Origin of the sequence: Corynebacterium minutissimum, from assembly GCF_000805675.1 — a bacterium.
GTDB lineage: Bacteria > Actinomycetota > Actinomycetes > Mycobacteriales > Mycobacteriaceae > Corynebacterium > Corynebacterium minutissimum.
On the sequence record NZ_JSEF01000019.1, the window covers coordinates 22,586 to 48,458 of the forward strand.

The 25,873-nt window shown below is 60.7% G+C and carries 20 protein-coding genes; 8 read left to right on the forward strand and 12 right to left on the reverse strand.

What is annotated here, in order from left to right:
* The first annotated feature begins 32 nt into the window (after positions 1-32).
* Positions 33-782 (forward strand): LytR C-terminal domain-containing protein, encoded by a 750-nt coding sequence (locus NX84_RS11800; protein ID WP_039676826.1) that lies wholly within the window; start codon positions 33-35, stop codon positions 780-782.
* A 48-nt stretch (positions 783-830) separates the two neighbouring features.
* Complete coding sequence (locus tag NX84_RS11805; protein WP_039676828.1) at positions 831-1,976, forward strand: glutamate--cysteine ligase; 1,146 nt, start codon at positions 831-833, stop codon at positions 1,974-1,976.
* A gap of 530 nt (positions 1,977-2,506) precedes the next feature.
* On the opposite strand, the gene NX84_RS11810 is transcribed toward NX84_RS11805, so the two are convergent.
* The 8 genes from NX84_RS11810 to NX84_RS11845 all read right to left on the reverse strand — a co-directional run bounded on the left by NX84_RS11810 (position 2,507) and on the right by NX84_RS11845 (position 11,673).
* Positions 2,507-3,745: a glycosyltransferase 87 family protein gene (locus NX84_RS11810; RefSeq protein ID WP_039676829.1), complete on the reverse strand. Its 1,239-nt coding sequence runs from the start codon at positions 3,743-3,745 to the stop codon at positions 2,507-2,509.
* 83 nt (positions 3,746-3,828) lie between these two features.
* The gene (locus tag NX84_RS11815; RefSeq protein ID WP_039676830.1) at positions 3,829-4,209 is read right to left on the reverse strand and encodes a monovalent cation/H(+) antiporter subunit G; all 381 of its coding nucleotides are present in this window, start codon (positions 4,207-4,209) and stop codon (positions 3,829-3,831) included.
* Complete coding sequence (locus tag NX84_RS11820; RefSeq protein WP_039676832.1) at positions 4,206-4,478, reverse strand: monovalent cation/H+ antiporter complex subunit F; 273 nt, start codon at positions 4,476-4,478, stop codon at positions 4,206-4,208. The genes NX84_RS11815 and NX84_RS11820 overlap by 4 nt, the downstream gene beginning before the upstream one ends.
* Entirely contained in the window at positions 4,478-4,996 is a 519-nt protein-coding gene (locus NX84_RS11825; RefSeq protein WP_039676834.1) for a Na+/H+ antiporter subunit E, read from the reverse strand. Before NX84_RS11825 ends, NX84_RS11820 begins: the two co-directional genes overlap by 1 nt.
* Complete coding sequence (locus NX84_RS11830) at positions 4,993-6,789, reverse strand: Na+/H+ antiporter subunit D (RefSeq protein WP_039676837.1); 1,797 nt, start codon at positions 6,787-6,789, stop codon at positions 4,993-4,995. Before NX84_RS11830 ends, NX84_RS11825 begins: the two co-directional genes overlap by 4 nt.
* Complete coding sequence (locus NX84_RS11835; RefSeq protein ID WP_039676839.1) at positions 6,782-7,282, reverse strand: Na(+)/H(+) antiporter subunit C; 501 nt, start codon at positions 7,280-7,282, stop codon at positions 6,782-6,784. Before NX84_RS11835 ends, NX84_RS11830 begins: the two co-directional genes overlap by 8 nt.
* Entirely contained in the window at positions 7,282-10,179 is a 2,898-nt protein-coding gene (locus NX84_RS11840) for a Na+/H+ antiporter subunit A (RefSeq protein ID WP_039676840.1), read from the reverse strand. Before NX84_RS11840 ends, NX84_RS11835 begins: the two co-directional genes overlap by 1 nt.
* A gap of 126 nt (positions 10,180-10,305) precedes the next feature.
* Positions 10,306-11,673 carry a dipeptidase gene (locus tag NX84_RS11845; RefSeq protein ID WP_039676842.1) on the reverse strand — a complete coding sequence of 456 codons (1,368 nt, stop codon included), beginning with the start codon at positions 11,671-11,673 and terminating at the stop codon, positions 10,306-10,308.
* A 96-nt stretch (positions 11,674-11,769) separates the two neighbouring features.
* Here NX84_RS11845 and NX84_RS11850 point away from each other — a divergent pair, with 96 nt between their 5' ends.
* The 5 genes from NX84_RS11850 (at position 11,770) to NX84_RS11870 (ending at position 19,410) form a co-directional block, all read left to right on the forward strand.
* Positions 11,770-13,740, forward strand: coding sequence for an OPT family oligopeptide transporter (locus tag NX84_RS11850; protein ID WP_039676844.1), 1,971 nt, complete (start codon positions 11,770-11,772; stop codon positions 13,738-13,740).
* A gap of 257 nt (positions 13,741-13,997) precedes the next feature.
* Positions 13,998-15,644, forward strand: a complete 1,647-nt coding sequence (groL, locus tag NX84_RS11855) for a chaperonin GroEL (RefSeq protein ID WP_039676846.1) — start codon at positions 13,998-14,000, stop codon at positions 15,642-15,644.
* 494 nt (positions 15,645-16,138) lie between these two features.
* A complete protein-coding gene (locus NX84_RS11860; RefSeq protein ID WP_039676848.1) occupies positions 16,139-16,321 on the forward strand; it encodes a PorH family porin in 183 nt (60 codons plus the stop codon).
* Positions 16,322-16,688: 367 nt separating this feature from the next.
* Positions 16,689-17,588 carry a polyphosphate kinase 2 gene (gene ppk2, locus NX84_RS11865; protein WP_039676858.1) on the forward strand — a complete coding sequence of 300 codons (900 nt, stop codon included), beginning with the start codon at positions 16,689-16,691 and terminating at the stop codon, positions 17,586-17,588.
* Between the two features lie 169 nt (positions 17,589-17,757).
* A complete protein-coding gene (locus tag NX84_RS11870; RefSeq protein ID WP_039676860.1) occupies positions 17,758-19,410 on the forward strand; it encodes a metallophosphoesterase family protein in 1,653 nt (550 codons plus the stop codon).
* A 7-nt stretch (positions 19,411-19,417) separates the two neighbouring features.
* Here the strand turns inward: NX84_RS11870 and NX84_RS11875 are convergent, their stop codons facing one another.
* From NX84_RS11875 to NX84_RS11890, 4 genes are all read right to left on the reverse strand, one after another.
* Positions 19,418-23,362 carry a Pls/PosA family non-ribosomal peptide synthetase gene (locus NX84_RS11875; protein ID WP_039676850.1) on the reverse strand — a complete coding sequence of 1,315 codons (3,945 nt, stop codon included), beginning with the start codon at positions 23,360-23,362 and terminating at the stop codon, positions 19,418-19,420.
* The gene (locus NX84_RS11880) at positions 23,363-23,839 is read right to left on the reverse strand and encodes a MarR family winged helix-turn-helix transcriptional regulator (protein WP_039676851.1); all 477 of its coding nucleotides are present in this window, start codon (positions 23,837-23,839) and stop codon (positions 23,363-23,365) included.
* Positions 23,840-23,900: 61 nt separating this feature from the next.
* On the reverse strand, positions 23,901-24,230 hold the full coding sequence (locus NX84_RS11885) for a type II toxin-antitoxin system HicB family antitoxin (protein WP_039676852.1): 330 nt from the start codon (positions 24,228-24,230) through the stop codon (positions 23,901-23,903).
* 312 nt (positions 24,231-24,542) lie between these two features.
* The gene (locus tag NX84_RS11890) at positions 24,543-24,842 is read right to left on the reverse strand and encodes a rhodanese-like domain-containing protein (RefSeq protein WP_039676853.1); all 300 of its coding nucleotides are present in this window, start codon (positions 24,840-24,842) and stop codon (positions 24,543-24,545) included.
* Positions 24,843-24,936: 94 nt separating this feature from the next.
* Here NX84_RS11890 and NX84_RS11895 point away from each other — a divergent pair, with 94 nt between their 5' ends.
* A complete protein-coding gene (locus NX84_RS11895; protein ID WP_039676854.1) occupies positions 24,937-25,749 on the forward strand; it encodes an endonuclease domain-containing protein in 813 nt (270 codons plus the stop codon).
* Positions 25,750-25,873: the final 124 nt, after the last annotated feature.

A 25,873-nucleotide genomic window follows, 5' to 3' on the forward strand; every position in this document is an offset into this window, starting at 1 on the left:
CACCAGCACAACTGGCTACTAGAGTTTCCTGTGTGACTAATGTGAATCCGGAAAACTCTGCTTCGCCCGCTTCCTCCGCTGCGCCTGCGCCCAAGCTGCCCGTGCGTGGCCTCGCGATGGTGCTCATCGCCGTGGCTGTCATGCTCGGCATGTGGGGGCTCTACGCCATGACCTCTGATAAGTCCGAGAATGTCGCCTCCGAGGGTGCCAACGACGCCGCAGTCACCGGCCCCGCCAACGGCGGTGCCGAAGGCGAGAACCAAGGCGGCGCGGCCAGTGGTCAGAAGAATGCTGCCGAGAGCGGCAACACCGCTGACGGTGCTGATACCGCCGACGGTGCGAACCGTGCTGAGGGCGCGGACCGCGCAGAAGGCGCAGATAAGGCTGCCGATGATGCCAAGGCAGGCGAGGATGCTGAAGCCGGTAACCGCGCGGAGGGAGGTGCTGCCCCTGACCGTCAGCAGGCAGATATCCCGGTCAACGTCTATAACAACTCCGGCCGCGCCAACTACGCCGCCGACGAGGCTGAGCGCCTTAAGTCCGAGAAGTTCAACGTCTCTGAAGTGGGCAACCTGAGCGGTGACGTTCTCGTCGCACCGCAGACCGCCATTTACTTCCCGGAGGGCGACGCCGCAGCAGAGAACCTAGCCAAGGAACTGGCAGCCCAGTACTACGGTGGCAACGTTCCGGGCGGTGCCATCGCGCCGTACCCGGCCGAGCTGACCGGCGACTACACCAAGGGTGACGCTGTCGTCGTGGTCCTCGCTGTTCCGCAGGCCTAAGGAATAAAAACTTATTAGATTCATCCACCTGACAGATACGATAGACAGGTGAATATTCCGGAAGAGAAGTTCGCCCGCTCCTCTGAGCCCACGCTCGGGGTCGAGTGGGAGGTAGCACTCGTTGACCCAGTGACCTGGGATCTCGTACCGCGTGGTGCCGAGCTTATTGATGCCGTCCGTGCCTCCCACCCCGACATCCACTTGGAGAAGGAATTCCTCCAGAACACCGTGGAGCTCGTCACCGGGGTATGCGCAACGGTTCCGGAGGCGATGAGGGACTTGGAGGCGTCGCTAAGCGCAGTGCGTGACGCGGCCGACGCCATGGACGTCCGCCTCTGGGCCTCCGGCGGGCACCCCTTTACGGACTTCCGGAAGAACCCGGTGTCCGATAAGCCCGCCTATTCCGAAATCATCAACCGTACCCAGTATTGGGGGCAGCAGATGCTGCTGTGGGGCACGCACGTGCACGTGGGTATTCGCCACGAGGACCGCGTGTGGCCCATCATCAACGCCTTGATGACGAAGTACCCGCACTTGTTGGCGATTTCTGCCTGCTCCCCGGCATGGGAGGGGCTCGACACTGGCTACGCCTCCAACCGCACTATGTTGTACCAGCAGCTGCCCACCGCGGGCATGCCCTACCAATTTGAAGACTGGGCGCAGTGGCAGTCCTACATGCGGGACCAGGCCATTTCGGGAGTCATTAACCACACGGGCTCGATGCATTTCGATATCCGTCCGGCCTCGAAGTGGGGCACGGTGGAGGTGCGCATTTCCGACGCCACCTCCAACCTCCGCGAGCTCTCCGCCATCGTGGCGCTCACGCACTGCCTCGTCATCTACTACGACCGTCTGCTCGATGCCGGTGAGCAGCTTCCCACCCTCCAGCCGTGGCACGTGGCGGAGAACAAGTGGCGAGGCGCGCGCTATGGCATGGACGCGTTGGTCATCACCTCACGTGCGACGGATGAGCGCTGGGTCAAAGACGAGCTAGCGGATCTGCTGGTGGAGCTGGCCCCGCTTTCTGAAGAGCTCGGCTGCGCCAAGGAGCTGCAGCTGGTGCAGGAAATCATCGACAGCGGGGCGGGCTATGAGCGCCAGCGCCGCCTGTATCAGGAGACCGGAAGCTGGCAGAAGGTGGTTAAGGCCACCGCGGACGAGATGGAGCAGCTGCTGCCGCTGGCTGAGGACTAAGCCTTCGACGCCGGAACCGCCGACCTGACTTAGGTCTTGGGTGGGTGAGCAACGTGACTCTTGACACTGCTACCTGGTGGTTTTCGGCGATGGGGTGGGATTGTTCCGCACTAAATTGACCTAAGGCGGGAGGGCGTTTTGTAAAAGGCATCTGGCAAAGGGCATCTTTGGGTCTAAAAACGCCATCTGCAATGAGTAAATGGCGTTTTCAGCCGTGAAAACGCCTTATGACTGATGCCTTTTGTCAGACGCCTTTTGTAAGATGCTTCCAGCATGTCGATGAAGGGATGCAGACGTTGCGCATTGCGAGGGGAGCGAAGAGGTAATCCGTTTGGGAAGAGACGTGCAGTGCTCTACGGAAACGGTCATTGTGGCCTGACTTAGGTCTTGGGTGGGTGAGCAACGTGACTCTTGACACTGCTACCTGGTGGTTTTCGGCGATGGGGTGGGATTGTTCCGCACTAAATTGGCCTAAGTCCGGTTAAGGCGACCGCGGACGAGATGGAGCAGCTGCTGCCGCTGGCTGAGGACTAAGCCTTCGACGCCGGAACTGCCGTGCCGGCCTTCGGGCGCGGGGCGATGAAGCCCCACAGGGCGTAGCCGGCAATGAAGAGGATGCAGGACAGCGTCCACAGGGACGTGGCCCACGGCTGGAAGGACGTCATCGAGTCGAGGTTGGCTGAGGACATGGAGAACCACACCGGCACCGACATGAAGGGCAAGGACACCACGAAGAGCGCAGCCAGCGCCGCAAGGGCGGCGAGCTGCTCGCCGAACTTACCGCTAACGCGCTTGCCCACCGCTTGGTTGACGGCCACGAAAACCATAATCACAAACGGGATGGTCCACACGAAGTGGTGGTACCACGAGAAGGGCGAGACCAAGCAGGTGCTAATACCCGTCAGCGCGAAGGCGGCAGTACGGTTGCCGCGCTTGTATGCAGTGCGCAGTGCCAGGCACGTGAGCACGAAGATGACCAAGACTGCTAGCAGCCACAGGATTCCGCCGTCGATGCCCCACAAGCGGAACATGAGCGAGCGCAGCGACTTTGCGCCAGGGTTGGCATGTTCGCCGACGCGCGAGGAATTGAACATGGCGTCGGTCCAGAAATTCATGGCATCCGGCACAAAGATGAAGCCGAGAACCACGGTGACCAGGAAGGTCACGACGGAGCCCACAGCGGCCCACCAGCGCTTCTCAAAGAGCAATGCCAGCCCCATGTAGGCCGGCGTGAGCTTGATACCCGCTGCCAGACCGATACCGATGCCGGGCAGACGGCGCTTCAGCGGCAAGAAATCTAGGGCCACGAGGAACATCAGGAAGACATTGACCTGGCCGTAGTACAGGGAGCCATGCATCGTTTCATTCGCCGGCGTCAGCGCAGTGAGCAACACCGCGACAAGAATGGCCGCAGGCGTGAGCTTTACGCCGCGTTCGCGGAAAATCATCACCACGATGGCTAGGACTGCCAGGAACATCAAGGTCGGCCAGAGGATGGTCAGAGCATCTTTGCTGAAGAACGGCAGGACCTGGAAAAGAATGCCCGCAAACGGCGGGTAGGTGAAGGGGAACTCGTAGATATAAGGGGCGTCGTATAGCAGCCCGCCCGCGTTGAGGTCCTCGCCCGCCATGCGGTAAATAGCCAGGTCGAAGGGGAGGATGAACGTGAATGCCTTGTGGCCGTCGAACTGGATAATACGGTAGACCATCACCGCAATCCCCAGCGCGAGGACAGCGCAGATCGTCGGGATGCCCTGCAGCTTCTTCACGGAAATTCTCCTCAGACGATGAAATGTGTCTCTAGGAGGATATATGAGCAGTGCATCCTTAAAGGTGAGCGAACCACCGTTAACTACTTTCGACGCATAGAACGCGTCGCCGGATGCTCGTTACGCGTCATCGAATCCGCCGTGCCGTAAAGGCCTTCACGTCGAGCAATGCGAGTGGTTCGCTGCGCGGTGACCGGGCTGGTAATCATGGCAAAAAGCACGAGCAGGATGAGAACACCTAGGTCTCCGCGCTCCGCCACGCTGAAATCCTCTGAGCCGGTCACCTTGATGAGCGCGCCCAGAATGGTGAAGATAAGCCCGGTGGTTTGCGGCTTGGAAATGGCATGCACGCGCGCCATGGTGTCACTAAACCGCGCGACGCCAATGGCGGCGGCCAGAATAAGGATGGAGCCGACCAGGATGAGGATGATCGAGAGGACATCGGAAATCAGTGCGTAACTCATGAATCCCTCTTCCTAAAGCGGGTAACAGACACCGTAGAGATAAAGCCCAGCAGTGCGACGACGAGCATGGCGTTGGATACCGTCGTGTCCAGTGTCCAGCAAATATAGGTGGCCATGGCGCATTGGAACATGGCCACGAACCCGTCCATAGCAACCAGCCGGTCCAGCGAATTAGGGCCGACGACGATGCGCCACGTTGTGATGAGGAAGGCCACCACGAGGAAGCCGGCAGCCACCGTGAGCAGGATTTCATAAAGACCCGTATCCATCAGGCGTGGCTCCTTTCAAAGATGGCAATCATGTCCGCCTCCAACTTGCGCACCGCGGCGATCTCGCGTTCAAGGTGGGCTTCGGAGTCGGCGTTGAGCAGATGGATGGTGAGCATGCGGTTAGCAATATCGATATCGGACACCGTCCCGCCCGGCTGCAGGTTGTAGAGGCTTACAGCCAGCGAGAGCACAAACTCATTCTCCACGCGCATGGGCAGTTTCACAATGGCGGTCTTGGGCACGGGCTGCGGGCGCACGGCCAGCCAGCCCACCTTGATGGAGGCCTCGAGCAGATCGACGAACCAGCCGGCGGCAAAGACAATGAGCTTGCCCCAGCTCACGGAAATTCCCTCGACGGGCATGGCCGGCAGCGGCAGCGCCAGCACGATGAACAGGCCCACCAGTAGCCCACCGACGAGGTTCGCTACGGTCACCTCGCCCATAAGTAGGCACCACATGACTACAATCCACACCACGAACCAGGGCCGGAAGCGGTGCTTGAAACCCGAGAGCCTCATCGTGCGACCTCCTCTTCAGCAGCGCCTACGGAGGTAGGCAGGGGAGCCGTCGCGCTTGCCGACGTCTCCCGTGTCGGCCCCGCCGGCATTCGCTCCGGCAGGGGCTCGCTGCGATTCTTCAACGAGTCTGCGCCGCTGTCGTAGCGGTCCTTTGGATCGAGGTGGCGGGTGGGGTTCTCAAAAGAATCACCTAGTACCGCATAGCGGTAGATGGAATCATCCTGCGCCGACGTGGCGGCACGCGTGGTCACGCCCGAAATTGGGCCCGCCAGGAAGGTCATGGACACCGAGGCGATAACCAGCAGGCAGGTGGAGGCCAGCATGCCGAAAGGCACGCGGCCAACGTCATCGCGTTCCTTGAGGTCGACGTACTCGGTGACCTCGCTCAGTGGGGAGGGGCGAACCATCGCCAGGTGGCCTTCCGGAGCATCAGCGCGGTCACGCAGGAAGCCCTTGGCCCAGACCAGCACCATGACATAGAGGGTCAGCAGTGACGTCACAATTGCGCCGCCAATAAGCACCCAGGACAGCCAGGAGCCCTCGTTCGCGCCGGCTTCTAACAGCATGATCTTGCCCAGGAAGCCGGAGAACGGCGGAATACCGCCGAGGTTGATCGCCGGAATGAAGTACAAAATGGCGATGAGCGGTGCGCTGTAGATGAGTGAGCCTAGTCGGCGCAGCGAGGAGGTTCCGGCCTGGCGCTCGATGAGGCCGACGACGAGGAAGAGCGTGGTTTGCACCAGAATGTGGTGCACGGCGTAGAAGATGGCGCCGGACAGGCCCTGCGCGGTGCCAAGGGCCACGCCGAAGACCATGTAGCCGATGTGGCTGACCAAGGTAAAGGACAGCAAACGCTTGATATCGGATTGGGCAATGGCACCCAAGATACCAACGAGCATCGTGGCCAGCGCGACCCACATGAGCAGGGTATCGAGCCCACCACCGGTAAAGATGGAGGTACGCGCACGGATAATGGAGTAAACACCGACCTTGGTGAGCAGGCCCGCAAACACTGCGGTGACCAGCGACGGTGCGGTGGGGTAGGAGTCCGGCAGCCACGCATCCAGCGGAAAGATGGCCGCCTTAATGCCAAAGGCGATGAGCAGTACGGAGAATACCGCGGTGCGCGTTCCCTCAGGGATGTCTTCCATGCGGATGCCGATCTGCGCCATGTTCATCGTTCCCACCGTGGCGTAGACATAGGCTAAGGCCAGCACAAAGATGAGCGAGGAAGCCATGGACACCATGACGTAGCCCACGCCTGCGCGCACACGGGCCGCGGAAGCTCCCAGTGTGAGCAGCACATAGGAGGCCACGAGGAAAATCTCGAAGCCCACGTAGAGGTTGAACAAGTCGCCTGCCAGGAAAGACACGTTCACGCCCATGGTGAGCAGCATGTAGGTCGGCAGGAAGACCGCCACCGGCTCGTCCTTCGTGCCATCGCGCACACCCTGTGAAATGGCGTACCACATCACGGAGAAGAGCACGACGGAGGAGGTAAACAACATGACCGTGGACAAACGGTCTGCCACCAGCGTGATGCCTACCGGGGCATCCCAACCGCCCACCTGCAAAGTCTGGATACCGGTCGTGTCCGCGATGAAAATCAACACGGCATTGACGGCAGCCAAGGTGAGGAGGGAGAAGAATGCGACGCGGCGTTGAGCGTTAACGCTACGGGAGCACAAGATGGCAAGGACGGCCGCGAAGGCCGGGATGATAATCGGCAGCGGAATGAGGTAGCTGACATACGGCAGTAGCGCGTGCACAGCGGAAGCGATGGACTCAGTCATCATTCGCCTCCTTTACCGGTTCCTCAAAGACCTGCGGGCCAAATTTATCGCCTTCCTTGGTGGCGCGGCCCGTGGCTGGGTCATTGGAGGCGTCATGGTCCGGCGCTGCGGACGCATTGCCCGGGCGCGAAGCCATGGCCGCAATAGCGGTGTCCTCAGCGTCATCCTCAATAACGTCCGCACTGCGGTAACGGTATTGGCGGTACGCCAAGGTGAGGATGAAACCGGTAAGTGCCATGGAAATGACGATGGCGGTGAGGATCATGCCTTGCGCCAGGGGGTCGGCGATCTGCTCGCCGTAGGGGCGGGAAGTGCGGCCGTCGATAGGCGGCGAGCCTGCCTGGCCACCGGCCATGAGCATGAAGAGGTTGGCGCCGTTGCCCAGCAGCAAGATGCCAAGCAGCATCTTGGTCATCGCGCGGTCTAACAAGAGGTAGACCCCGGCCCCGCAGAGCACGCCTGCGGCCAGCAGAAGCATCAGATTGGCATCCATCAGGCGTGTCCTTTCTCTTTCTCCTTCGTGCGGCGGGCCAGGGACCGAGCGCGGTCGCGGGCTCGCTGCTTACGCATCTCTTCTTCCTCATCGAGCTTCGCGCCCAGCGACGTCAGTGTGCACAGCGCGAGGCCCACGACGATGAGGTAGACGCCGGCGTCGAAAATCAGCGCCGAGGGCAGCGACACATCCCCAATAAGCGGGATGGGCAGTTTCGTGTAGGCCGTGGTCAGCGGCGGATGGCCGAGGAACATCGGGGTCACCACCGCGCCGAGGGAAAGCAGCAGACCTACTGCCATGGTGCGGCCGCCATCGAGCGGCAGCGCTTCCTCGAGCTCTGCACGGCCGCCCGCCAAGTAGCGCAGGATCAGCGCCAGGGCTGCGACGAGGCCGCCAGCAAATCCACCGCCAGGCGCGTTGTGGCCGCTGAAGAAGAAGTAGAGAGACAGCACCATCATGGACGGGAAGAGCAGGCGAGTGCTGACATCCACCATGAGGGAACGGTTCAGAGCCTTCTCCGATTCCACGCCCGCGGCCAGCCAGCGGCGGCCCGTGACTCGGAGGGTCGGGCGGCGGGAAGCACGCGCAAAGCTTTGGGTTCGGAAGACCAGCGAGGAAATACCCGTCGTGGCGATGATGAGCACGGTGATTTCGCCAAAGGTATCCCACGCACGCAAGTCTACGAGCAACACGTTGACGGTATTAGCGCCGTGGCCAATCTCCTTGGCCAGCTCCGGCATGTATTGCGAGATGGGTTCTTCGCGGCGCGCGTTGACAGCGAACATGCCCACGACGGTCACCGTGAGGCCCACGCCTACGGCGAGCCAGGCGCGCAGGCGACCAATCTTGGGGTCCTGCTTCCATTCGGTATTGGAGGGCATGCGGCGCAGCACCAGCATGAAGAGCACCATGATGATGGTCTCCACCAGCAGCTGGGTGAGAGCCAGGTCCGGTGCGCCATGGAGGGCAAAAATGAAGGACAGCGCGTAGCCGGTCACGCCCACAACAATGACACCCGAGAGGCGGTTATCCAGCACCGTTGCGCCCACCGCGGCGATGATAATGATGGCCGCGGCGATAGCCTGCCAGGGGTTTTCCGCCACGATCATGTGGACGTTGGTGAGGTCACCACGGATTAACATAATGATGGGCAGCACCATGAGGGTGGCAAAGATGACCGTCAGGTTGAACTGCAGCGAACCGCGCTGCGTCGAGGCAGTGGTGCGCAGCGAGAGCTGGCGCAGGGAGTTGATGACGGTGTCATAAGCCTTGTCCGCCGAGCCCAGCGCCGGGTAGGTGAACTGCGCCTTGGCCAGCGCTCGGCGCTGCCAGTGCAGCACCACACCGGCAACGATGATGACCGCAGACAGCAGCAACGTGATAGTCCAGCCATGCCAGAGTGCGAGGTGGGAGGCTTCCTCCGCGCCATAGGTGTTGTCGAGGTGCTGCGTAATGCCGTGGGAAAGCGGCGTGGGGAGTAGACCAAAGAAGATGGTGAGCAACGTCAGCGCGGCCGGTGGAATCCACAGGAAAGGACCCACCGGGTGCATGGCGGCAACGGCCTCAGAAGGTTCCTCTTGCCCCTTGGAGGCGAAAGCACCCCAGAGGAAGCGCAGCGCATAGGCCATGGTTAGTGCAGAACCCGCGACGACGGCCACGAGGAGCATATTGCGTGGCATGCCGACGAGCAGGTCCTCGCCCATAATCGCTTCGAGCGTGGCCTCCTTGGACACGAAGCCCAGCAGGGGTGGGACACCCGCCATGGACATAGCGGGGATGATGGCGAGGATGTACAGGAATGGTTTCTTCTTGCCCAGCCCTGCAAGCTTGTCGATGTCCCTCGTTCCCGACGCATGGTCAATCGCACCGACGATCATGAAGAGCGCGGCCTTAAACAGAGAGTGCGCAAAGGTCAGCGCAAGGCCTGCCTGCATGGCTTCGCGGGAGCCGATGGCAATGATGGTGGTGATAAAGCCCAGCTGGGAGACCGTTCCATAGGCCAAGATGAGCTTGAGGTCGCGCTGCTTGAGCGCCATCCAGCCGCCGAGCAGCATGGTGAAAGCACCCAAGGGCAGCACCACGAGGTGCCACGTGGAAATGTCGTGCACCGAAGGGGCCAAGCGCGCCACGAGGTAGATGCCGGCCTTGACCATGGCAGCGGAGTGCAGGTAGGCCGAGACCGGAGTCGGAGCGGCCATTGCGCCCGGCAGCCAGAAGTGCGCCGGGGCGATAGCGGATTTCGACAGCGCGCCGCACAGAATTAGCACGATGGCCACCGTGAGGTACGGCGTGTTTGCCAGCTGTTCGGTGGACGCAATGGCGGTGAAGGACCAGGCACCGGTCTGCCGGCCCAGCAGAATAATACCCACGAGCATGGTGAGGCCGCCGAGGGCAGTGACCATGAGGGCCTGCTGCGCAGCACGGCGCGAGGAGGCGCGCTCGCCGTAGTAGCTCACCAGGAGGAAGGAGAGCAGGGAGGTGATTTCCCAGAAGACGTAAAGCAGAAGGAAGTTATCAGAAATCACCAGGCCGTACATGGCCGTGGCAAAACCCACCATCTGCCCACCAAAGAGCGCAAGCCGCCGACGCGAATGGTCGAAATACCCCCAGCAATAGATGAGTACTAAGGCGCCCACGCCAAGGACGATAAGGCTGAACAGCGCAGAGAGCGCGTCCATGCGGAAGCTGACATCGAGGTGCGCGGCGGGCATCCACTCAGCATCGAAGGCGAGCTGATGGCCGTCTCGCAACGTACCTTCGGTGAGTTGGTGCAGCACCCAAAAGAACCCGGCTGCGGGCACAATTGCGAGAAGGCCGAAGGCCCGCCGGCCGAGATAAAGGATGAGAAAAGGAGCAGCGATGGTGGTGAGAACCAGGGCGCTAAAGAGAGTGAGCACGACTGTTGCGGGGGCGTCCTTTCCAGGTTGGGGACGGGGCTAAACCCACCGCAATGGCAGGCATTGACTAGTGCTCACCCTACAGAGTGGGGCTTAGATTTTCACACTTTTCTTTTCACACAGTGCCTAGGCGAAGCGCTGGAGGAACAGTGCTTCGGCGATGGCAATCTTCTCAATCTCCGTCGGGTCAACCGACTCGTTGGCGGAGTGGATGGTGCACTGTGGCTCCTCGACGCCAAAGAGAGCAATCTCCGCATCCGGGTGCTTCTCCTGCAGTTCCACGGTCAGTGGGATGGAGCCACCCATGCCCTGGGTAATGGTCTCCGCGCCATAGGCTTCGCCGAGGCACTCGCCGAGCAGCGCGACGGCGGGCTTGGCCGGGTCGGTTTCAAAGCCTAGGTTGGCCTCGAGAATGGTGACCTCAATGTGTGCGCCCCAGGGCACGTGCTTCTTCAGGTGCTCGGCCACGGCTTCCGCGGTGGCGCGGGGATCCATGGTGGCTGGGGTGCGCAGGTTGATGTTGGCCTCCGCGGTGGCCGGCACGGCGTTGACGGCCTCAGCAACCGGGGTAGAGGTAAAGCCGGTGATGGTCACTGCTGGGCGTGCCCAAATCATGTCCGCGATGGCGGTGGCGCCTGCCGGATCCTTCGCGCCCATGACCTCGGTACCGTCGAGCATCTGGGCATCAGCGCGGAAGTTTTCCTCGCTGTAGGCGGTGTCCTGGCCCTCGGCCAGCGGCCAGGTGCCCTCACAATCGATGCCGTCGATAGTCGTGCGGCCATACTCATCCGTGAGCGAATCCAGCGTGCGCATAAGCGCCTTGACGGCGTCCGGAGCAGCACCGCCGAACTGGCCGGAGTGCACAGCGGAGTGGAGGGTGGAGACCTTAACGTTGATCTGGGAACCGCCGCGCAGGGAGGTCGTCAGGGTCGGCACGCCAACCTTGGCATTGCCGGCGTCAGCGATGAGGATAGCGTCGGCAGCAAAGAGCTCTGGGCGCTCCTCGATGAGCGCAGACAGGCCCTCGCCGCCGCGCTCCTCCGAGCCCTCGATGAGGACGGTGAGGTTGAGGTCCGTCCCACCGGAAGCATCCAGCGCGCGCAGGGCTGCCAGATGCATGGCAACGTTGCCCTTGCAGTCCGCAGCACCACGGCCATACCAGCGGCCATCGCGCTCAGTCAGGGCGAAAGGATCGGAGTCCCACGCCTCCGGATTTCCCGCCGGCACTACGTCATAGTGCGAGTACAGCAGGACGGTCTTCGCGCCTTCCGCGCCCTTGCGGTTGGCGACGATCGCCGTGGAACCATCTGCAGTAGTGATGGATTCGGTGGTGAAGGAGGCGTCGGCAAGCGCAGCAGAAACCCACTCCGCCGCCTTCGCGGTCTGATCCTCCAGACCTGGTTCGTTGTGAACGGAATTAAAGGAGACGAGCTCGCTGAGCTGACGGAAGATGGTATCGCGGTCAGTGGTCACAAAATCAGAAATCGTGGTCATGCTCTACAACCTACTCGCATCCCGGAATCGGTCTATCGACAAGTAGGGAGTACTATATTCAAGGTTCTAGTAACTATTCCTTAGAAAGGACCTGACATGGCGACGACCACCGCCGAAGGTTCCCAGTCCACGCTCCGCGAGCTGACACTTCGCGGCATCGTTATCGGTGGACTCATCACTCTGATCTTTACTGCCGCCAACGTGTACCTCGGCCTCAAGGTGGGCCTGACGTTTGCCACGTCGATTCCTGCGGCCGTGATTTCTATGGCGGTTCTGCGCCGCTTTGCCGGGCATAACGTCAAAGAGAACAACATCGTGCAGACCATCGCTTCGGCGGCCGGTACGCTCTCTGCCATCATCTTCGTTCTGCCTGGCCTAGTCATGGTGGGCTATTGGCAGGGTTTCTCCTTCGTCGATACCGCGGCAGTCTGTGCCATCGGCGGTGTCCTCGGCGTCATGTACTCCATTCCGCTGCGCCGCGCGCTAGTGACCGGATCTGACCTACCGTATCCGGAAGGCGTGGCCGCGGCTGAGGTCCTCAAGGTAGGCGATAGTAGCGGTGCCGAAGGTGAGGCCGCGCACGAGGAAAACACCAAGGGTCTGCACGTCATCCTCTTCGGCGGCATTCTGTCCGCCGTCATGGCGCTCCTTGCCGCGATGAAGGCCGCGGCCTCTGAGGTGGCTGCCTACTTCAAGCTGGGCTCCGGTGCCACAACGCTTGGTTCCTCCCTATCCCTCGCACTCATTGGTGTGGGCCACCTCGTGGGCCTTGCCGTGGGTATCGCCATGCTCGTCGGTGTGGTGATCTCCTACATCTTCCTGCTGCCCATCTTCACCGGTGGGGAGGCCCTGGGTGACCCGGCTACCCTCATGGAGACCGTCGATACCGTCTTCTCCGGCAAGATTCGCTTCGTTGGTGTGGGCACCATGGCCATTGCCGCCATCTGGACGCTCATCAAGATTGCCGGGCCGATTGCTAAAGGTATGGCCGAGTCTTTCGCTTCCTCCCGCAACCGCAAGGAGGGCCAGCAGGTGGCCGTGGAAGAGCAAGACATTCCGGCTCCGTATGTCATCGGCACCATTCTTGTGCTCATGGTTCCGATTGGCCTGCTGCTGTGGAACTTCGTTCGTGGTACCGATATTCACGACCACATGGGCGTTCTCATCACGGTCTCGGTTCTTTTCACCCTGCTCGTGGGTCTCATCATTGCCTCGGTCTGTGGCTACATGGCGGGTCTTATCGGTGCGTCGAACTCGCCGATTTCCTCCATCGGCATCATCGCGGTGATCGTCGCCGCCCTCATCATTGCGGCCGTGACCCGCGGAACGGATGCTCAGCCGCTCTCGCTCGTGGCCTACACGTTGTTCACCGCGGCCATTGTCTTCGGTATCGCCACCATTTCGAATGACAACCTCCAGGACCTCAAGACCGGTCAGCTCGTCGGCGCTACTCCGTGGAAGCAGCAGGTAGCGCTCATTATCGGTGTTCTCTTTGGTTCCTTGGTGATTCCGCCGATTCTGCAGATCATGCTCACCGGCTTTGGCTTCCAGGGCATGGAAGGTGCTGGCGAAGACGCCCTGGCTGCCCCGCAGGCAGCGCTCATGTCCTCGGTAGCCTCCGGTATCTTCGATAACTCCTTGCCGTGGAATCTCATCGGGTTGGGCGCCGCTATTGGTGCGGTCCTCATCGTTATTGATGAGTGCCTGCGCCACTTCACCGACAAGTACTCGCTATCCCCGCTGGCCGTGGGCATGGGCATGTACTTGCCGGCCGCCATTACTGTCGTGGTTCCGATTGGCGCTTTCCTGGGCTTCTTCTACAACCGCTGGGCCGCGCGTCAGTCCAGCCCGGACTTTGCCAAGCGCATGGGAACCCTTCTGGCTACCGGCCTGATTGTCGGCGAGTCCCTGTTCGGTGTGGTTAACGCAGGCCTCATTGCGGCGTCGGCAGGTAATTCCCCGCTTGAGATCTTCTCCGGCGGCACGGCCGCCAAGATCATCGGCGTCATCCTCTTCATTGGTGCCATTTCGGCGGCATATAAGTGGACAGCGAAGAAGGCTTCTTAATCTAACGGGCGATTCGGAACATCACGGGCGGTGCGACAGCACCGCCCGTTCGCTTATAGCGTTCGTGTTGAACCTTGCAGTCGGTGGGGGAGAGTGCCAGAATGGTCGCTAGCACTTCCACTTCGCAAGTGCCAGAAATAAACCGAGTCATCTATGTGGTTGGGGCTGGAGAACACTCGCCAGCCGTGCCGTCGCGGGCGTCCGTCATAGATCAGACGTGAGTGTCGTCCTCAACAAAGCTTAAGGAGCACAAACACATGGCAAAGATCATTGCCTTCGATGAAGAGGCACGTCGCGGCCTCGAGCGTGGTCTTAACACGCTTGCCGACGCCGTCAAGGTCACCCTCGGCCCCAAGGGCCGCAACGTCGTCCTGGAGAAGTCCTGGGGCGCCCCGACCATTACTAACGACGGTGTCTCCATCGCGCGCGAGATCGAACTCGAGGACCCGTACGAGAAGATCGGCGCTGAGCTGGTCAAGGAAGTAGCCAAGAAGACTGATGACGTGGCCGGTGACGGTACCACCACCGCTACCGTTCTGGCCCAGGCACTCGTCCGCGAGGGCCTGCGCAACGTGGCCGCTGGCTCCAACCCGATGGGCATCAAGCGCGGCATCGAGACCGCCACCAAGAAGGTTGTGGACTCCCTGCTGGCTTCCGCCAAGGAAGTAGAGACCCAGGAAGAGATCGCTACCACCGCTGGCATCTCCGCCGCTGACCCGGCTATCGGCGAGAAGATTGCTGAGGCCATGTACACCGTGGGCAACGGTTCCGTGAACAAGGATTCCGTTATCACCGTTGAGGAGTCCAACACCTTCGGCGTTGACCTTGAAGTCACCGAAGGTATGCGCTTCGACAAGGGCTACATCTCCGGCTACTTCGCTACCGATATGGAGCGCCAGGAGGCAGTCCTGGAGGATCCGTACATCTTGCTGGTCTCCTCCAAGATCTCCAACATCAAGGACCTCGTTCCGCTGCTGGAGAAGGTTATGCAGACCGGCAAGCCGCTGCTCATCATCGCCGAAGATGTTGAGGGCGAGGCTCTGTCCACCCTCGTGGTCAACAAGATTCGTGGCACCTTCAAGTCCGTTGCCGTGAAGGCTCCGGGCTTCGGTGACCGCCGTAAGGCCACCCTGCAGGACATGGCCATCCTCACCGGCGGCCAGGTCATCTCCGAAGAGGTTGGCCTCTCCCTCGAGACCGCCGAGATTGAGTACCTGGGCCAGGCACGCAAGGTCGTTGTGACCAAGGATGAAACCACCATCGTTCAGGGCGCTGGCTCCCAGGAACAGATCGACGGCCGCATCAAGCAGATCCGCGCCGAGATCGAGAACTCCGACTCCGACTACGACCGTGAGAAGCTGCAGGAGCGCCTGGCCAAGCTGGCCGGCGGCGTGGCAGTTCTCAAGGTTGGCGCTGCTACCGAGGTGGAGCTCAAGGAGCGCAAGCACCGCATCGAGGATGCTGTGCGCAACGCTAAGGCTGCTGTGGAGGAGGGCATCGTTGCCGGCGGTGGCGTGGCTCTGCTGCAGGCAGCCGAGGTTCTGGATTCCCTCTCTGACCTCACCGGTGACGAGGCTACCGGCGTCAAGATTGTCCGCGAGGCACTGTCTGCTCCGCTGAAGCAGATTGCTCAGAACGCTGGTCTGGAGCCGGGCGTTGTCGCCGACAAGGTTGCGTCTCTGCCGGCTGGTCAGGGTCTCAACGCTGCTACTGGCGAGTACGTGGACCTTATGGCCGCTGGCATCAATGACCCGGTCAAGGTCACCCGCTCTGCCCTGCAGAACGCTGCGTCCATCGCTGCTCTGTTCCTGACCACCGAGGCGGTTGTGGCTGATAAGCCGGAGCCGGCTGGTGCAGGCGCTGGCATGCCGGACGCTGACGCCATGGGCGGCATGGGCTTCTAGTCCCTCACGCCCTAGGGCGAGGCGCCTTACGGCCTCACCCCATAACAAAAAGAACGCTCCCCACACTTCTGCGTGGGGAGCGTTCTCTGCGTTGAGACCGTATCGTGCCCTAATCTAACCCCGTTTAGGGGTAAATTAGCTTTGGCTCCTAAAAAATTTTCCGATCATTCTCGAGCCCTTTGGCACCTATGAATCGCTCCCTGAGCGCTCCGTGTTACGTGTCTGAGAAAACTTTTACTTCTCCGAGCTTTCGGGAGCGGCGTTTTCCCAGCTGGTAGGGTTTGCGCAGGTAAAGTGAACAAAAGGTTAATTAATAACATTTGGCGAATGCTCGTTTGAGTCATCGGTTCAGTGAGGAAAGTAACGACGCCATCCATTTGCATTGCGGGGGAGGTGTGCCAAAATAGTTTCCTGTGACGCCCGCTGAGGGTGTCTGCAAACCGCAAACCCCTCCGGGCACATTCTCTACCCGGACTTCACAATAGGAGACCAAAATGGATCTTTCTTTCATTGGCGACCAGCTCGGTAACTTCGCTGATTTCGCTGAGGGTGTCAAGAAGCTCTTCGGCGGCTTCGCTAAGGCTTTCGACATCATCGCTGGCGCTGCTACCGCTGACTCTTTCGAGGTAGCTCCGGACACCTCCGGCCTCGAGGGTCTGTCCTCCACCGCTGAGTAAGACTCTCGCGCCTTAGTGCGCACTGAACACACACACTTTCAATCTAAGGAGATTCACAATGGAACTGCTTTCCTCCACCGGCATCCTCGGCACCATCCTGTCCGTTCTGTACAACCTGGGTGACGCTGCCAAGGGCGCTTCCAAGCTGATCGGCCTGCTCTAAGCAGCACGCTGTTCACACAGAACTAAGCGTTAAACCCCGCTCCCCACGATGGGCGAGCGGGGTTTCTCATGTTTTAGGCCTGTTGGCGGGATACGCCGGTGTGGCGAAGCAAACGGGGCTGTTCTTCCGAAAGTGGGGGTAAATGGGGCGGCTACAGAAAGATTTACTCAGCCAGATGTCTGGTTCATAGATAGAATTATGGGCATGGCTGACATTAAAGACGACGAACTCCCCGAGATCGACCTCGCCCAGACCGACGGCTACGTCGTTGACGACTCTGATGAAGACGATCCTGCGCTGATCATGCCGGATGGCTCGCCCGTCGAGACCTGGCGTGAGAACTACCCGTACGAGGAGCGCATGACGCGCGACGAGTATGAGACGATTAAGCGCGCCCTGCAGATCGAGCTGCTGAAATGGCAGAACTGGACCAAGGAAACTGGTCAGCGCCACATCATTATCTTTGAGGGTCGCGACGCTGCCGGTAAGGGCGGCACCATCAAGCGCTTCAATGAGCACCTTAACCCGCGTGGTGCCCGCACCGTAGCGCTGGAGAAGCCCTCCCCGCGTGAGTCCACCTCGTGGTACTTCCAGCGCTACATTCAGCACTTCCCGTCGGGCGGCGAAATCGTCTTCTTCGACCGCTCCTGGTACAACCGCTCCGGTGTTGAGCGCGTCATGGGTTTCTGCACCGAGTCCCAGCACGCAGAGTTCCTCCGCGAGGTTCCCATGCTGGAGAACATGCTTCTGGGTTCCGGTATCTCCTTGACCAAGCTGTGGTTCTCCGTGACCCGGAAGGAGCAGCGCACTCGTTTCGCTATCCGTCAGATTGACCCGGTTCGTCAATGGAAGCTGTCCCCGATGGACCTAGCTTCCCTGGATAAGTGGGATGACTACACCCGCGCGAAGGAAGAGCAGTTCCGCTACACGGACACTGATGAGTCCCCGTGGATTACCATCAAGTCGAATGACAAGAAGCGCGCCCGCATCAACGCTATGCGCTACGTGCTCTCCAAGTTCGAGTACACCAACAAGGATCACGAGCTGGTGGGCCAGGTCGATGACAAGATCGTGAAGCGCGGTCGCGAGCAGATTGGTGACTAGTCACTGCGCCTAGACCGCACGTTAGCGAGTCAGGCATTAAAGAAGAGGCGGCAGGAATCCCTGCCGCCTCTTTGCGTATCTCCGCAGAGAAATGACGTGCAGTGAGATTAGGTGAAAAATTCATGTCAGCGTTACCGTGCCGTTGCTCAGGCAAGATATGCATTTCATTATGAAAAATCATCTTCTTGCGCCTGCTGCCCTCGCTGTTGTGGGGCTGTGCACTGTATCGCCGGTAGCGTCCGCCCAGTCGTCCTTCAGCTCTTTGTCCTCCTCGTCCAGCTCATCGTCTTCACTGTTCAAGTGGAATCTTTCCAGTAGCTCCAAGAAGTCCGAAGATGGTGCTCCGGAAGATTCAGAGGAGACTCCGTTGACACCGACGGATAACCGAGTCATCTGGCAGGAGAGCTTTGATGAGGTGGAGAATCCCGCTCGCTTTACGCACCGTATGCCGGAGGGGTGGACGTCCTCCGTCGATGGCGTGAACTCTGGTGAAGCTCGGTGGAAGGGCTGGACTACGTCAACGATCCGTGACTGGACGTGGGCTGCTGAGACGGACATGCGTCATTGGTTTACTCAAGCCCACGACAATCTGGTCATCATCGATAGCAAGCAACAGCGCCTCAATGACACCGATGCCATGACCGCACAGTTGACTTCCCCCGACATTCCTGTGGCGGGCCAAGGTGACATCAACCTCGAGTTTGATCATCACTACCGCCAAGGAAAAGAGGGGCAAAACGCTATGGTGCAGGTCTCCTTCGATGGAGCTGCACCGCAGACTATCGCATCGTTTGACCACGATGTCTTTTCCAAACATGAGTCGCTGCCTATTGAGATCCCTGCAGGCGCGCAGTCCATGCAGGTCACGTTCACCTATGCCAACGGCAACGATGACTGGTGGTGGGCGGTGGATAACGTGGGCGTCGTCAAGCGCTTGCCTGAAGTTACCGGCAAGCCGCAGGCCATCATCGATGTGTTATCCGATGTTCAAGGCGACCCCGAAGACTATAAGGAAGCAATTGGGTTGCTCAACGCTATGGAAGATAAAGCCGGTGCGTTGGTCCTCAATGGTGACCTTGTGGATGACGGTTCCCAAGAACAGTGGGACACATTCTTGCAAGCACAGAAGGAAGCGCCGCATGCAGCGGGAACGCAGCTGTGGACTATCGGCAACCACGAGATGTACGGTCCGGAAGGCTCAGACACGTATCTGAAGCGCTTCCTTACCTACGCAGGCCAGGACAAGCCGTGGAACGAGATTGTGGTCGACGGCGTTCCACTCATCTCTGTTAACACGGAATACTATTCCGACGTTGACCGTGGCGGAAAAGAACCGTTCCAGAGGCTGAGTGAGGAACAGTTGGAGTGGCTCGATGAACGTTTGAACTATTGGGATGAGAAGGGGACTCCGGCGCTGGTATTTAGCCACCCTCTGCTGCCGCAGACCGTGTCCATGTCCCATTCGGCCTGGTATCAGAATGACTTTGAGGACCTTGAGGCCCTGTCCAATGTGGTGAATAAGTACACCAACATCGTGTGGTTTAGTGGCCACAGCCATTCCTCCCTTCGGCAGAATAACTGGTGGGGTGTGCGCCGCTACGACGGCACTGGCGAGGCTGGGCGCACCGGATTCCCCGTGGTAAACACCGGCGCAATCCTCAATGAGTACCTGCCGGATGGCGATCACGACGAAAAGGTTGTCAAGGAAAAGGAAGAGGCCTCCAGCGGACTGCGGGTCAAGGTTTTCTCTGACCGCGTCCGCGTGGAGGCCTGGGATTTCAAAGCCAATGAGATTATTGATGTTGTTGACTTTGCCCGTTAACTAATCCCTACTTCTTCCACGGTTCAATCGGGTTGCCCTGCCACTCGGAATTGCGAGGAACTTGGTCGCCGCGCATAACGAGGGAGCCAGGGCCGACCGTTGCGACGCTGCCGATGACAGAGGCGGGCAGCGCCACCGAATGCGAGCCCAACGTTGCGCCGTCGCTGATGGTCACGGTGTCGAGGCTCATGACGCGGTCCTGGAACAGGTGCGTCTGCACCACGGTGCCAGGACCCACGGAGGCGCCGGTGCCGACGGAGCACAGGTCGGTCTCCGGGAACCAGTAGGAATCAATCCATGCGCCGTGGCCAATCTTGACGCCCAGAGCGCGCAGGCCCTGATTGATTTCGCCCGCACCATAGGTGTGGACAAAGAACCACGGAGCAGCGACTGCCTCCACGAAGGTGTCCTGTAGCTCGTTGAGCCACACAAACGCCGACCATAGTGGGTGGTCGCCCGGGGTCTGCGTGCCCACGCAGATCCACTTCACGGCCACGGTAATCGTCATCGCGATGGCACCGGCCACCATGAGGACTAGTCCGCTAACTGCCCAAGCGACGGGCAGGCCGAAGGCGTCGATCAGCGCGTAGAGCGCGGCCAGCGTGCCGGCCAGCAGCATGGCTGAGGTCATCGGCGCCAGCAGGCGCATCGTCTCAATCGCACCACGGGCGGCCTTGACACCAAAGCCCGGGTTGTAGGTGAGGGACTCGCCCTCCACACCGTCCACGTGGGCCTCCACGCGGCGCATACGCTCCGGCGGGGAACCCCACCAGTTGGCACCAGACTTGGTCTTCTTCGGTGTCGAGGAGAGCACCGCAACCAGCGAGTTCTTCGACAGCTTGCGGCCCGGGCCCGTAATACCAGAGTTGCCCACGAAGGAGCGCTTGCCCACCTTGGTCTCACCCGTAAGCATCCAGCCGCCACCAAGCTCGTAGCCACCAATCATGGTGTCATCCGCCAAGAACGCGCCGTCCTTGACCTCAGTGAGCTTAGGCACCATAACGGCCGTGGAAATCTCCACGTTCTTGCCAATCGTGGCGCCCAGGGAGCGTAGCCAGGCCGGGGTGAGCTGGGAAGCATAAATGGGGAAGAGCTGCGTGCGAGCTTCATCCATGAGACGCTCGATGGCCCACAAACGCCAGCCCGTGAAGGAACGCACTGGTGCCACACCTGGCTTGAGACCAAGCGAGAGCACGCGCACACCGAGCCAAGTCTGGAGCATGAAAGTAGCGAACGCCGCCAGGGCGCCGAGCGGTGCGAAGAAGAGGGAACCGATGAAGGGGGAGCCGTCGGTAAGCGCAATGAGGCCAACGACGACCGCCGCACCTACGGCCAGCGCCACAATGGGCTGAAGGGCCAGCAGGATGGAGGTCGCGCCATAGATGGCGACCCACCACGGGCGGCGCTTCGGGGCATGGGACGGGAAGCGGTGCTTGGTTCGCCCCACCTTCTTGGCAGGCGAACCAGACCAGCGCTGGCCGTCCTTGATCTTCTTGCGTCCCGTCACGGTGGAGCCAGCCTCGACGTGGGCGTCCTTGCCCACGACGGTGCCCGGAAGCAACGTCGAGCGCGCACCCACACGAGCGCCTTCCTTCACCTCAATCGCCCCGACGCGCAGGATATCGCCGTCGAGCCAATATCCAGTAAGGTCCACCTCCGGCTCGATGGCAGCATGCTTACCCAAGGTGAGCAGGCCCGTAACCGGCGGCAGGGAGTGCAAGTCCACGCCGCGACCAATCTTGACGCCCAGTGCGCGGGCATAGTTGTTGACCCAGGTCGCGCCCGCGATGGAACGCGAGCCGGAAGCGTTTGCCCATCGCTCCGCAGCCCAAATGCGCAGGTGCGTCGAGCCGCCGCGCGGATACTCGCCGGGCTTAATACCGGCGGTGATAAGGCGTGCACCAAAGCCACCGATGGGGATGCGGCCTACCGGGGTTACAAAGACCACGAGGAGTACGGCAACCAGCCACCATGGCGTGGTCATGGCCCACTCCACGCCGAGCAGGTTCGCCACGTTGGAACCCAACAGCAGCCAGGCTAGCCACGTTGTGGCAGCCAGTGTCATGACGGGGATCTGGATGAGCGTCTGTGCAATGCGCGTACCAGCGCCGACGGGCTTGACCTCGCGGGCAGGCCCGGCGTCTTCGACGGATTCGGCACCAGCCAGCTGCTCTGCGAGCGAGCCCAGACGCGGGTGGTCGTAGAGGTCGCGCACGGCGACGGTGGGGAAGCGCTCGCGGATGCGGCCGACCAAGGTGGCGGCGGCCAGCGAGGTACCACCCAGGGAGAAGAAGTCAGCGTTGACGTCGTCCACAGAAACACCGAGGGTGTCCACCCACAGCTCCGCCAGCCACTGTTCGGTCGGGTTAAGGCCATCTGCCTCAACACCTACTCCTGGCAGCGGCCATGGCAGCGCCTTCTTGTCCACCTTGCCGGAGGTGCGAATCGGCAGCTCATCCATGACGCAGATGCGCGGGACGAGGGCTGCCGGCATGGATTCTGCCAGGCGGGCATGGGCTGCCTCGTGGTCGAAACCGGTGTCCGGGTCATCCAGAGAGACATAGCCAACGAGTACGGACTCGCCGCCCGGCGTCTTCTGCACGGCCACCGCGGAGTTATATACGTTCGGCAAGGCGGCGACGTTAGCCTCGACCTCACCAAGCTCGATGCGGCGGCCACCAATCTTGACCTGGTCATCGACGCGTCCGACAAAGTACAGGCCGTCCTCTTCCAGGCGCACGTGGTCACCGGTGCGGTAGGCACGCTCCCAACCCATAGACTCCAGCGGCGCGTACTTCTCCGCGTCCTTCACCGGGTCCAGGTAGGCAGCCAGGCCCACGCCACCAATGACGAGTTCGCCCACCTCACCGACGTTGACGGGTTCGCCCTGCTTATCGACGACCACCAGGTCCCAACCATTCAGTGGCAAACCAATCGATACCGGTTTGCCCGGCTGCATGTGCTGCGCGCAGGCCACGACGGTGGCCTCGGTAGGGCCGTAGGTATTCCACATCTCGCGCTCTTCGGTGGCCAGGCGGTCCGTGAGCTCCTGGGAGCAGGCTTCGCCGCCGACGATGAGGAGACGGATATTATCCAGGGCCTCGGCGGGCCACAGGCCAGCCAAGGTCGGCACGGTAGACACCACCGTGATGTCGCGGCGAATGAGCCAGGGGCCCAAGTCCATACCGGAGCGCACGAGGGAACGCGGCGCCGGGACTAGGCAGGCGCCATGTCCCCAGGCCAGCCACATTTCCTCACAGGAGGCGTCGAAGGCCACGGACAGGCCCGCCAGCACGCGGTCATCCGGGCCGAGCGGGCCCTGCGGACTATCGGCTAGGAAGAGGGCAGCCTCAGCATCAACGAAGGCGGCCGCGGAGCGGTGGCTGACGGCGACGCCCTTGGGCTTGCCCGTCGAACCAGAAGTGAAGATGATCCACGCGGTGTCCTCCGGGCGCGGCTCCTCGAAGGGCGCGGCGTCCCCATTGAACGTGGGGCGCGCCATCGGCGCCCCACCCTCCCGCAGCATGCGGAAGCCCTCGTCGGTGAACACACCGTCGATGTCGGCCTCGCCGAAGACCATCTCGGCGCGTTCGTCGGGATCGTCGGCGTCGACAGGCACATAAGCAGCACCGGCGGCCAAGGTGGCAAGAATGGCGAGGTAGAGCTCGCGCTTGCCGGAGGTCATACGGATGCCGATGCGGTCGCCGCGGCGCACGCCGTTAGCGTGGAGCTCGGAGGCCCATGCGGAGACGTCGGCAAGCAGCTCGGCGTAGGTGAGGATCTCACCATCGTCGAGGGCCGCAGCATCCGGGTATTGCTCCGCAGTGGTGCGCACGATGTCCCACAAGGTGCGCTCAGGCGGGGCTAGGGAGCCCAAGAGGTACTGTGCAGGGACGTTTACAGTGTCGGTCGCGAGTGCGTGGCGACCATGGCTATTTTCAGAGTCTGCCATTTAAGCATCACCACCTTCGGCGTCGTTGGACGCATCCGCAGCAATGATGGCCGTGGCCAGCTTGCGCAGGTGCTTGAGCTGCTTGTTGGTGGATTCGTCCAAGGCGGCGTCCTCCGCCTCCGCAACAAGCACGGCAAGCTCTTTGTGGGCCTTCGCGCCCTTCTTGGTGGAGGCAATGATCTGGCGGCGGCGGTCCTTGGCGTCGCGTTCGCGCTTGACCCAATTGCGTGACTCCAGGGAATCCAGCAGGCGCACCATATCGGAGGCATCAATAGCCAGGGTTTCTGACAGCGCGGACTGGGAAGAAGCGGCCTCTTCCACGAGGCAAGTAAGAACCCAGTACTCGCGCAGGGTGGTCTGCTGGGTCTGCAGTGCAGCCTCGACGCCTTCGCGGGTGCGGCGGCGGAGGCGCTCCAGCTGGAAGGAGGGGGACTCCAGCAGCGCGGTAGGAATTGCAACAGAATTTGGTGAAGTCATGCCGATGATTCTAGATCGCCTACCGTCGCAAACCTAAATCATGGGTCGCGTCCCACTAGTTTTATGTGGAAGCCAACTTTTGCACAATGAGAGTGTTGAGGGACACCCCTTCGCGCTCCGCTTCGATGGTCAGGTCTCGGTGAAGTGACTGAGGTATGCGAAGATTGAACTTCCCTGAGAAGTTGCGCTGTCCAAATGGTTCGGGGATGCGTTCGTTGTTGCGTTGCATGTCTTCGAGAGCTTCCTTGACGACGCTGCGCAACTCGGCTTCTGCGGTGGCTGCAGTGGTATCCAGCCATGACAGGGAAGGAAACTCTAGGACTGTGGCAACGAATTCTCCATCCTCTTCAGACCAGGCGGTTTGATAGGTGTATTTGTCGGCGAGGTTCATGATTTACTCCTAAGTAAGGCGATCGATGGCGTCCAAAACCTGACGAACCTGGAATGGTTTAGCTTTCCCGTCGCGCCCTTCTTGAATGTTGACTCGGGGGTCTCCTTGCCAAGGTGTTTTGTAAAAGATATGTGAAGTGCCTCTGCGTCTCCGTCCGGCGCCTTCTTGGCGTTCGAAGTAGAAGTCACACACGAGCTGCAGCTCGGAGAATCGGACATCGTTTCGCGAGGTTCGCATTTTCGCTAAGACTTTATCGATTTTGGAAACCACGAGTGGATGGTATCACATATGGTACCAAATCGAAAGGGGGCGTTAATTCGGGTAAACCATCAGGCAACCCTGAGCTTTCCACGCGTCCGTGCCGCCATCGACATTGATGACGTCCCAGCCCTTCGCATGTTCGAGGTATTGGCAGACCTGCATGCTGCGCCCGCCTGCATGGCAGATGACGTAGATATCGCGGTCCGGGTCAATCTCGTCGAGTCGTTCCACGAGCTCGCCCATGGGGATGTGGGTCGCGCCTTGAGCGTGCTCGGTGTTCCACTCAAAGTCCTCGCGGACGTCGATAAGCTGGGCGTTGTCGGGTACTTCGGTAGGTTGTACGTTCTGCATGCGCCCCAGCTTACGTGGGTGCGGTTGCAGGGCTGGTGGGGGCACTTTACTGTGAGCAGTATGGGGGGTGGGGCTTTCAATCGGAGGGGGTTATATGGAGGAGATTGTCGGCCGTGCTGGCTCGGCGGCAGCGGCAAAAGGTGAGGCGATCAAAATTACGCGGGGGCTGTATCTGCCACGTGAACCAACGGCATACGAGCTAGCGCAAGTGCTCAGCCGGCATTGGCCAGACAGTGCGTTGGACGGATATTCCGCGGCGATGGTGCTTCTTGAGCGGAAACCTGGGTTTCCGCTGCAGCTCATACGCGAAAAAGGCCTAGAAGACACCCGCTTTTATGTCTGTCGCCGCGCCCGCCCCAAGGGCGTATTCCCCTATGACGGGATCAACGTCTGCAATCCACTGCAGGCGGTGGAAGCCATGGAAGAACGACATGCGGTGATGTTCCTCGAAAAGTTCCTTGCGGGCAGGGACGCCGAAGGGCGGTTGAAGTTGCTCTCTATGGATTTTCGGCGGTTCTCGCAGCACACTCGGCGCGTGTTGGAGAAGGCGGTGATCGGTGCGGATAGCGTGCCTGAGCGGGCGCTTACCCGTGCTTTGGAGCCCTTCTTTAGGGTGCGCAACAACGCCAAAATTGGGCCCTATCGGTGGGATCTCCTTTTAGAGGAGTACAAGATTGCCATCGAAGTCGACGGCTACGCCTACCACCGAGGGGAGAACCGCCGCCAATTCGAGCTTGACCGTCAGAAGCTGAATGACGCCGTACATCGCGGTTACACGCCGCTCCACTTCACCGCGACCACAATTGAGCATCACCTCGACAAGGTGGTGGAGCAGGTGCGCGGGGTGGCACAAGGGACAAAGCGGTATCTGGACCCGCCGTGGATGTGGCACCGGTTCTTTGTCTGAGGTATCTTGTGGCAGTTTGATGTCGTTCACGGTAGATAAGGGCGAAAAATTGCGGGCGGTTTCAAGTGGTGGATGCATCACTTGAATAGTTCTTGGATTTTCTCTTCTGGTGTGTACCAGTTGA